This is a genomic window from Streptomyces sp. NPDC048483, from assembly GCF_040651455.1.
In the GTDB taxonomy this organism is placed as follows: Bacteria; Actinomycetota; Actinomycetes; order Streptomycetales; family Streptomycetaceae; genus Streptomyces.
This window is the reverse complement of record NZ_JBEZJZ010000196.1, coordinates 1-8,228: the sequence shown is the minus strand read 5'-3', so window position 1 is coordinate 8,228 and position 8,228 is coordinate 1. Positions and strand designations below refer to the sequence as shown.

Here is an 8,228-nt window from a genome sequence, read left to right as displayed (position 1 = left end):
CTACACCCTGTGCGTCCTGACGGGCCGCCGTACCACCCGCGAGGCGATCATCGCGGCGGAGAGCTATCTCGCGAGGAGATGAGCATGCGCGACGCACCGACGACGCCCGCGCCGACCCACCTCGACCCCGCCGAACTGCGCACCCTGGACACCCACTGGCGGGCCGCCAACTACCTGTCCGTCGGCCAGATCTACCTGATGGCCAACCCCCTCCTGACCGAGCCGCTGCGCCCCGAGCACATCAAGCCGCGACTGCTCGGCCACTGGGGCACCTCGCCGGGCCTGAACCTGGTGCACACCCACCTCAACCGCGTCATCAAGGCCCGCGGTCTGGAGGCGCTGTGCGTATGGGGTCCGGGCCACGGAGGCCCCGCCGTACTGGCCAACTCCTGGCTGGACGGCACCTACAGCGAGACGTATCCGGAGGTGAGCCGGGACCGGACGGGCATGGAGCGGCTGTTCCGGCAGTTCTCGTTCCCCGGCGGTGTCCCCAGCCACGTCGCGCCACAGACGCCCGGCTCCCTCCATGAGGGCGGCGAGCTCGGCTACTCCCTCACCCATGCCTACGGGGCGGCGTTCGACAACCCGGGGCTGCTGGTCGCCTGTGTGATCGGGGACGGCGAGGCGGAGACCGGGCCGCTCGCCGCCTCCTGGCACGCCACCAAGTTCCTCAACCCGGTCCACGACGGCGCCGTCCTGCCGATCCTGCACCTCAACGGCTACAAGATCGCCAACCCGGCCGTGCTCGCCCGGATCCCGCACGACGAGCTGGATGCCCTGCTGCGTGGCTACGGCCACGACCCGCTGTACGTCGTCGGCAACGACCCCGCCACCGTGCACGACGCGCTGGCCGCCGCCATGGACCGGGCGCTGGACCGGATCGGCGACATCCAGCGCCGCGCCCGCTCCGGAGGCGAGACGGAGCGGCCGCACTGGCCGGTGATCGTGCTGCGGACGCCCAAGGGCTGGACCGGGCCCCGCGAGGTCGACGGACAGCCCGTCGAGGGCACCTGGCGCTCCCACCAGGTCCCGCTGTCCGGCGTACGCGATCACGCCGACCACCGCCACCAGCTGGAGGCCTGGCTGCGTTCGTACCGCCCGGAGGAGCTCTTCGACGTGTCGGGCGCGCCCCGGCCGGACGTCCTGGCCTGTGTGCCGGAGGGCTCCCGACGGCTGGGCGCCTCCCCGCACGCCAACGGCGGGCTCCTGCTGCACGACCTCCCGATCCCGCCCCTGGAGCGGCACGCGGTGGACGTCGACAGGCCCGGCACCGTGCTGCACGAGCCGACCCGGGTGCTCGGCGGCATGCTGCGGGCCGTCATGGCGGCCACCGCCAAGCGCCGTAACTTCCGCGTCGTCGGCCCCGACGAGACCGCCTCCAACCGTCTGGAGGCGCTCTACGAGGCCACCGGCAAGGACTGGCAGGCCGAAACGCTCGGCACCGACGAGCATCTGGCGCGCGACGGCCGGGTCATGGAGGTGCTCTCCGAGCATCTGTGCCAGGGCTGGCTGGAGGGCTATCTCCTCACCGGGCGGCACGGCCTCTTCTCCTGTTACGAGGCGTTCGCCCATATCGTCGACTCGATGGTCAACCAGCACATCAAATGGCTGCGCACCGCCCGCCGGCTCCCCTGGCGCCGCCCCATCGCCTCCCTCAACTACCTGCTCACCTCGCACGTCTGGCGCCAGGACCACAACGGCTCCTCCCACCAGGACCCCGGCTTCGTCGACCACATCCTCAACAAGAGTCCCGAGGTCGTCCGGGTCTATCTGCCGCCGGACGCCAACACCCTGCTCTCGGTGACCGATCATGCGCTGCGCAGCCGCGATTACGTCAACGTCATCGTGGCCGGCAAGCAGCCGAGCTTCGACTGGCTCACCCTCGACGAGGCCCGCGCCCACTGCGCCCGCGGCGCCGGCGCATGGGCCTGGGCGGGCACCGAGGACGGCAGCCGCGACCCGGACGTCGTCCTGGCCTGCGCCGGAGACGTCCCCACCCAGGAGACCCTCGCCGCCGCCTGCCTGCTGCGCCGCCATCTGCCGGAGCTGACCGTACGGGTCGTCAACGTCGTGGACATGGCCCGGCTGCTGCCCCCGGGCGAACACCCCCACGGGATGCCGGACTTCGAGTACGACGCGCTCTTCACCCCCGACAAGCCGGTGATCTTCGCCTATCACGGCTACCCGTGGCTGATCCACCGCCTCAGCTACCGCCGCACCGGCCACCGCAATCTGCACGTCCGCGGCTACAAGGAGGAGGGCACCACCACCACGCCCTTCGACATGGTCGTCCGCAACGATCTCGACCGCTACCGCCTGGTGATGGACGTCGTGGACCGCGTTCCCGGCCTCGGCGTCCGCGCCGTCGCCCTGCGCCAGGCCATGGCGGATGTCCGCAACCGCCATCACGCGTGGATCCGTGACCACGGGACGGACCTTCCGGAGGTGGCGGAGTGGACGTGGAGTGGGTGAGGGTGGGCCGGGTGCGGGGTGGGCTGGACGTCCCACGTCCCACGTCCCACGTCCCACGTCCCGTCGGAGTAACCCGCGGCGCGGTGACCCGGTGGCCACCCGCCCGCATGTGAGCCTGGGGCCGCGGTAGCCGGTCGGCTCCTCGCCGCCTGCGCGGCCGGCCGCCGGTGAACGGCTGGACGGCGGCACCGCCCCCGTGATCTCCGACATCGCCCCCGGCTCCCGCCCCGTGGTCGATCCCGTCGTCCGGGGCGGGCCGGCGGCTCCCCCGGTACGCCGCGGAGGTGATGGGATGTCTGACGTCCGCGGGTACGGCGGCGCCGGCCCTCGGCGCACCGGCCGTCACGCCCTCGTCCACCGCGCGGCCCGCATCCTCCTGGATCGCTTCGGCAGCGTCGACGAACAACAAACTGGAGCCGGAGACCCGCGGCGGCCGACTGTCCCGCGTCCCCGACACCATGCGCACCGTGCCCGCCGTCCTGCTCGCCGGGGCGCTGTCGGTGGGACTCGTCCCCAGCCTGCGTCCGGCCGCCGACGCCCACACCGCCGCCCCAGTCGCGTGGTTCCCGGCGGGGGTCACGATGCTGGCGGCGTTGGTCGTGTGAGGTGCGGGGGGGGCGGGACGTAGGACGTCCCCTGATGACGGTGTCCCCTGTGTGCAGGCGGCCCGCCGCGGCCCGTCAGCCCGCCGCGGCCTCCCGCACCTCCTCGGCGAGCTGCTGGTCCAGCGCCGCACGCACCAGCGCCGAGGCGAACGCGGCCGCCTCGTTCTCCGTGACCAGTCGCGCCAGCTTCGTACGGTCCCCCGGCAGCCCGAGCCGCTCCGCCCCCTGCACGGCCTTCGGATCCAGGAACGGGGCGAACTCCGTCCAGACTCCCTGCACCTCCCGCAGAAAGATGGCGGACCCCGTCGGCCCGACACCCGGCAGCTCCTGAAGCGCCCGGCGCAGCTCACCGGCCTCGCCATCGGCCGCCTGCCGCATCCGCCGCAGATCGCCGCCGTACTTGTCCAGCAGCAGCGCGGCCCCCTCGCCGAGCCGGGTGGCGGTGCTCTCGTCGTAGCGCCGGTAGCCGCCCTCGCCGAGCGCGTCGACGCGCTGCTGCCAGGTGGCGTCGAGCATCCGGCGCGGCGTGCTCATCCCCGCGTCGAACAGGGTCCTCGCCGACGCGACCGCCACCGACGCACGAATCCGCGTACTGAGCAGATCGGCCAGCACCAGGACCTGGTAGAGCGGCTGCGGAGTGTTCCGCACCCTGATGCCGCACTGTTCCGCGTAGGTCTCGCCGTGCCGGTCCAGCAGGGCCCGGACGAGGGCCCGGTGTCCGCTGTCCGCGCTCATGACCGGCCGCCGGCAGACGTATGCGCTCCGGCGGGGTCATTGCCGAAGCCCTCCACGGCGCCTTCGCTCACGTCCCTGCATACAGTGGCGGCCACGCGACATCCTCCGTCGATCGACTGTGCCGGTACGGGTGTGCCGGTATAGGTGTGCCGGCAGGTGTGAGGTGAAACAGATACCGCTCCTCGCGGAAGCCACGCTTGTCCCGCAATGGGGAGGGCGAAGACGCCAGGACGGCGGTCACCGTCATCGTCGCGCTCGCCGCCAATATGGTGATTGCGCTGGCCAAGGTGGTCGGCGGTCTTTACGCGGGGTCGCCTGGCCTCCTTCAGAAGCCGCGCACTCGGTGGCCGACAGCCTCAACGAACTCTTTCTGCTCGCCTCACTCAAGCGCAGCAAACGCGCCCCCGACGCACCCGGTCGACGCTGGTGGCGGCCCGTATCGATCTGGTCGGCGGGCTCGACAGCGAGGAGGTCGAAGGGGTCCTGGTACGGGTGAAGTCCGCCATGAGGGAGCGGTCAGAGCGGACAGCGACGGGGCGGAGGGCGGCAAGGCCGAAGACGGCAGGGCGGAGGGTGCGGGCTGAGCCTCAGGCCGTGCGGCCGGTACGGGTACGGGTCAGCGCAGCGCATCCAGCCGCTTACGGGCAGCCCGCAGCGAACGCCCACGCCCCGGTACCCGGGACCACGGCCGGGACCGCAGCTGTTCCACGACACTCGCCACGTCCTTCAACGACCAGCTCTGCGCGGTGAGTTCCCGATCCTCCAGTTGCCGCCAACTGATCGGTGTCGCCACCGGCGCCCCCGGTTTCGCCCGGATCGACCAGGGGGCGACGGCCGTCTGCGCATAAGCGTTGCGCTGCACATCGAGGTAGAGCCGGTCCCCGCGGGCCTGCTTGCGTACGGCGGTGGTCAGGTGGTCCGGGTGGCGCGCCGCGAGCACCTCCGCCGCCTGCTGCGCGAAGTCCCGGACCGTGGCGAAATCGCTGTTGCGGTCGAGCGGCACGGTCACATGCAGCCCCCTCGAGCCGGTGGTCATCAGGACGGCCGGCAGCTCCAGTTCGTCGAGCAGCTCCCGCAGCCACCGGGCCGCCTCCCGTACCCGCTCGAAGTCGTCGCCGGGAGGGTCGAGATCGAACACCAGCCGGTCCGGCGTATCGGGCCGGTCGGCGCGCGACAGCCAGCGGTGCAGGGTCAGACATGCCTGGTCGGCGAGGAAGAGCAGGGTCGCCTTGTCGTCGCAGACGGTGTGCGTGACCGTGCCGCCCTCCTTGGCGACCTCCGCGCGCCGGACCCAGTCGGGGTAATGACCGGGGGTGTCCTTCTGCATGAACTGCGGCCCGCCCAGCCCCTCCGGAAGCCGCTCCAGCATCAGCGGCCGCCCGCGCAACTGCGGCACCATCGCCGCGGCCACCCGCCGGTAGTGGTCGACCACATCGGCCTTGGTGAACCCGTCGTCAGAAAACAGCACCTTGTCCGGCCGGTGAAGGCGCACGGTCCGCCGTCCCGCGCGCACGCTGTCCGTATCACTCATGGGGGCGGGTGTACCCGATCGGCACGGCCGCAGTCTCGTGCCTACGGGTGGCGGCGGCCCCGTGTCGCGGTGCCGCCCGCTCCGTCGCGACCGCGCCCCTCCCCTTTGGCCGCGCCCCTCCCCTCCGCGGGCCACGGCCCTCTTCCGGTTCAGGTTTCCGGCAGGGCGAGCCAGCTGTACGGCAGGCGGAGGACGTCGGCAACCCGTGCGGCAACGACCGGCGCATGCGGCGGAACCCCCTGGTCGGCAAGGCCGCAGGTCAGGTGGACGTGGAGGGACTGCAGCGTGGCGAAGGTGTTGAAGGCCCAGGGTGGGACGGGGCCGGGGCCTCCTCCGTCGAGGGCGTCCGTCACCACGGTCAGCCAGCCGGTGGCCTGCTCGGCCGTCAAGCCGGGGGCGAGCAGGATGAGGCTGAACGCGCGGGCAAGACGCGCATCCTCCAGCTGCGCGTAGCGGTAGTCGGCGTGCACGGCCGTCATCCGGTGGGCGCACAGTTCCAGCAGTTCGGTGCGGCGGGCGGGCAGCGCCCGTGCGAACGCGGCAGCCGCGTCGGCGCCGTGGGCAACCGCGTGCAGCCAGCCCAGGGAGTCGTCCCAGCCGCGGGTGTCGCGCTCGGACGGGTACCAGGAAGAGAAACCGGCGTACCAGCGCTCCGCGGCCGCCTCCGGCACGACGCCGGGGACGGTCTGTCCGCGCGTCAGAATGCACCGGAGGAGGAGCGGCGCGAAGCTGCGGGCCTGGATCTCCGGGTGGGTGAATCGGTCCGCGGCGGTGTCACCGAGGTCTTCCAGCACCTCATCGAGGTGCCCGTCCTGGATCCAGCGCGCGGCGGCGGTGTAGGCGTACGCGTCACGGACCTCGGGGTCGGGAGACACCAGCATGGCCGAGAGCTCGTCGCCGAGCCGGGAAGCCGATATGGCGTGGGGCAGGGAAAGCCATCGGCGGCGATCGACGGCCAATGGACACCATCAGTAGTCACCGCGTCAGCCTTCCACGTGCCAGGGAGCCCGGCACAGAGATCCCCACAAGTACGGCATCCAGGAGCCCACGGCTCGTCGCCCACCGGCCACCGCCTGAGATGTACACCCCGGCAACCCCGCCTAGCATGGCCTTCAGCGCCGACACCACAATCCGCCGGCACGCCTGGCACGCCGGCAGGCACCGATGAAGGCGGCCCTCATGCGCCCCACGGCGAAGTTCTCCATCAGCTTCGGCCTGGTCACCATCCCGGTGGCCGCCTACTCCGCCACGGACACGACCGCGTCGGTCAGCTTCGTACGGATCCACACGGCGGACGGCGGGCGGGTGCGTAATCAGCCGGTGTGTTCCCTCGAGGGTGTCGAGGTCACACAGGACGAGATCGGCAGGGGCTACCAGGCCGACGGGGACACGGTCGTTCCGCTGAGCGACGAGGATCTCGAGGCGCTGCCGCTGCCGACCGCGAAGACGCTGACGATCCTGGCCTTCGTCGACGGCGGGGACATCGACCCCCTCCAGATGGGCAAGGGCTACTACCTGAGCGCCGACGGCACGGCCGCGGCCAAGCCCTATGTCCTGCTGCGGGACGCCATGGAGCGCCACCAGCGCGTCGGACTCGGCAAGGTCGCGCTGCACGGGCGGGAGACGCTGGCCATGATCCGGCCGGTCGAGGATGCACTGGTAATGCAGGTCCTGCTGTGGCCGGACCAGATCCGTCCGATGGAGGGGGTGCTGCCGGAGGGCGAGGTGGATCTCGGCACCAAGGAGGTGGCTGCCGCCGAGAGCCTGATGGACTCCTACGGCGAGCTGGCGGAGGACGATGTACACGATCATTACCGCGAGGCGCTCGAGGAGATCGTGACGGCGAAGCTGGCGCACCGCGAGCCGGATTTCGAGGCCGCCGAGGAGAAGCCCGCGGCCCAGGTGATGGACCTGATGGCGGCCCTGCAGGACAGCGTTCGCGCCGCGAAGAAGTCACGCGGAGAGGAGGGCGAGGAGGACGAGGGTGCCCCCGGGACCGCCACCGTCACCTCGCTGACCGGGCGTCCGCCGAAGAAGACCGCCGCGAGGAAGAGCGCGACGAAGAGCACGACGAAGACCGCCGCGAAGAAGACGGCCGCCAAGCGGACGGCTGTCCGGTCGACGGACGCCAAGAAGTCCACCGACGCGAAGAAGTCCACCGGCTCCACGGCCAAGGCAAGCGGCGCCAAGAAGTCCGCCGGCACCAGCAGCAAATCCACGACCGGCAGGACGACCGCGGCCAAGAAGACGGCTAGCAAGCCGCGCCGCCGCGCCGGCTGACACGTCTCCCCTCGCCACCCGCTTCGCGCCGCGGCCCGGCTTCGGACCGCGAGTCGGCCGGGTGCATCGTCCGCCGCCGGCCGGCCCGCTTCGCCCGCGCGCCGTCAGCCGAGGGGACCCGACCGGGTCGGGCTGGGCATCAGGCCCCACTGGATCCCGCTGAGCTCGGAGACGGGGTTCAGCACACCCCGCGCGATGGGCAGGACCTCCTCCGCAAGGCTCGACCGGTCGTCCGGCCGGGGGGTATCGGCCTGCGCGGGGGCCGCCAGGGCACCGAGGACTCCGGCCGCCAGAACGATCGCGCTGGACACATGGCTACGACGCACTGCACTCTCCAAACTGAGGTGTGAGCAAGGTTGGCGGACTCCGCCCGCAGGCCGGGCCCGCGGTGCTAACCGGCCCGACCGTCGTTCAGTCACCAAGATCCACGCCTATGGCCTGGTAGGACGAGGCCGGTCGGGTGGCTTCGCCGGTTCCCGGGTCAGGGCCTCAGGACGTCAGGACCTCACACAGCGACGCCGCCGTGCCCACCACCCGCGGCGACCAGGCGTGTGCCACCTTGCAGGATCAGAGGCAGTCAGCCGGCATGAGCTCGGTGTTCTGAT

Annotated in this window: 8 protein-coding genes and 1 pseudogene; 5 read left to right on the top strand and 4 right to left on the bottom strand. The window is 71.8% G+C overall.

Translation table 11 applies throughout. The annotated features are described in order from the left end of the window. Positions 1-7 precede the first annotated feature (7 nt). The 3 genes from AB0D04_RS41610 (at position 8) to AB0D04_RS41600 (ending at position 3,077) form a co-directional block, all read left to right on the top strand. A complete protein-coding gene (locus AB0D04_RS41610) occupies positions 8-82 on the top strand; it encodes a DUF5133 domain-containing protein (protein ID WP_362712615.1) in 75 nt (24 codons plus the stop codon). Between the two features lie 2 nt (positions 83-84). Beyond that, complete coding sequence (locus AB0D04_RS41605) at positions 85-2,472, top strand: phosphoketolase family protein (RefSeq protein ID WP_362712614.1); 2,388 nt, start codon at positions 85-87, stop codon at positions 2,470-2,472. A gap of 287 nt (positions 2,473-2,759) precedes the next feature. Beyond that, positions 2,760-3,077, top strand: a complete 318-nt coding sequence (locus AB0D04_RS41600) for a hypothetical protein (protein ID WP_362712613.1) — start codon at positions 2,760-2,762, stop codon at positions 3,075-3,077. Positions 3,078-3,152: 75 nt separating this feature from the next. On the opposite strand, the gene AB0D04_RS41595 is transcribed toward AB0D04_RS41600, so the two are convergent. Continuing rightward, positions 3,153-3,812, bottom strand: coding sequence for an endonuclease (locus AB0D04_RS41595; protein WP_362712612.1), 660 nt, complete (start codon positions 3,810-3,812; stop codon positions 3,153-3,155). Between the two features lie 266 nt (positions 3,813-4,078). Here AB0D04_RS41595 and AB0D04_RS41590 point away from each other — a divergent pair. Continuing rightward, positions 4,079-4,212 (top strand): annotated as a pseudogene (locus tag AB0D04_RS41590) (cation transporter); the annotation flags it as partial. 216 nt (positions 4,213-4,428) lie between these two features. On the opposite strand, the gene ligD reads toward AB0D04_RS41590, so the two are convergent. Both ligD and AB0D04_RS41580 read right to left on the bottom strand, forming a co-directional pair. Continuing rightward, a complete protein-coding gene (gene ligD / locus AB0D04_RS41585; RefSeq protein ID WP_362712611.1) occupies positions 4,429-5,343 on the bottom strand; it encodes a non-homologous end-joining DNA ligase in 915 nt (304 codons plus the stop codon). Between the two features lie 149 nt (positions 5,344-5,492). Continuing rightward, the gene (locus tag AB0D04_RS41580) at positions 5,493-6,302 is read right to left on the bottom strand and encodes a DUF2785 domain-containing protein (protein ID WP_362712610.1); all 810 of its coding nucleotides are present in this window, start codon (positions 6,300-6,302) and stop codon (positions 5,493-5,495) included. Positions 6,303-6,522: 220 nt separating this feature from the next. Here AB0D04_RS41580 and AB0D04_RS41575 point away from each other — a divergent pair, with 220 nt between their 5' ends. After that, a complete protein-coding gene (locus AB0D04_RS41575; RefSeq protein WP_362712609.1) occupies positions 6,523-7,623 on the top strand; it encodes a Ku protein in 1,101 nt (366 codons plus the stop codon). A gap of 104 nt (positions 7,624-7,727) precedes the next feature. On the opposite strand, the gene AB0D04_RS41570 is transcribed toward AB0D04_RS41575, so the two are convergent. Continuing rightward, positions 7,728-7,934 (bottom strand): hypothetical protein, encoded by a 207-nt coding sequence (locus tag AB0D04_RS41570; RefSeq protein ID WP_362712608.1) that lies wholly within the window; start codon positions 7,932-7,934, stop codon positions 7,728-7,730. Positions 7,935-8,228: the final 294 nt, after the last annotated feature.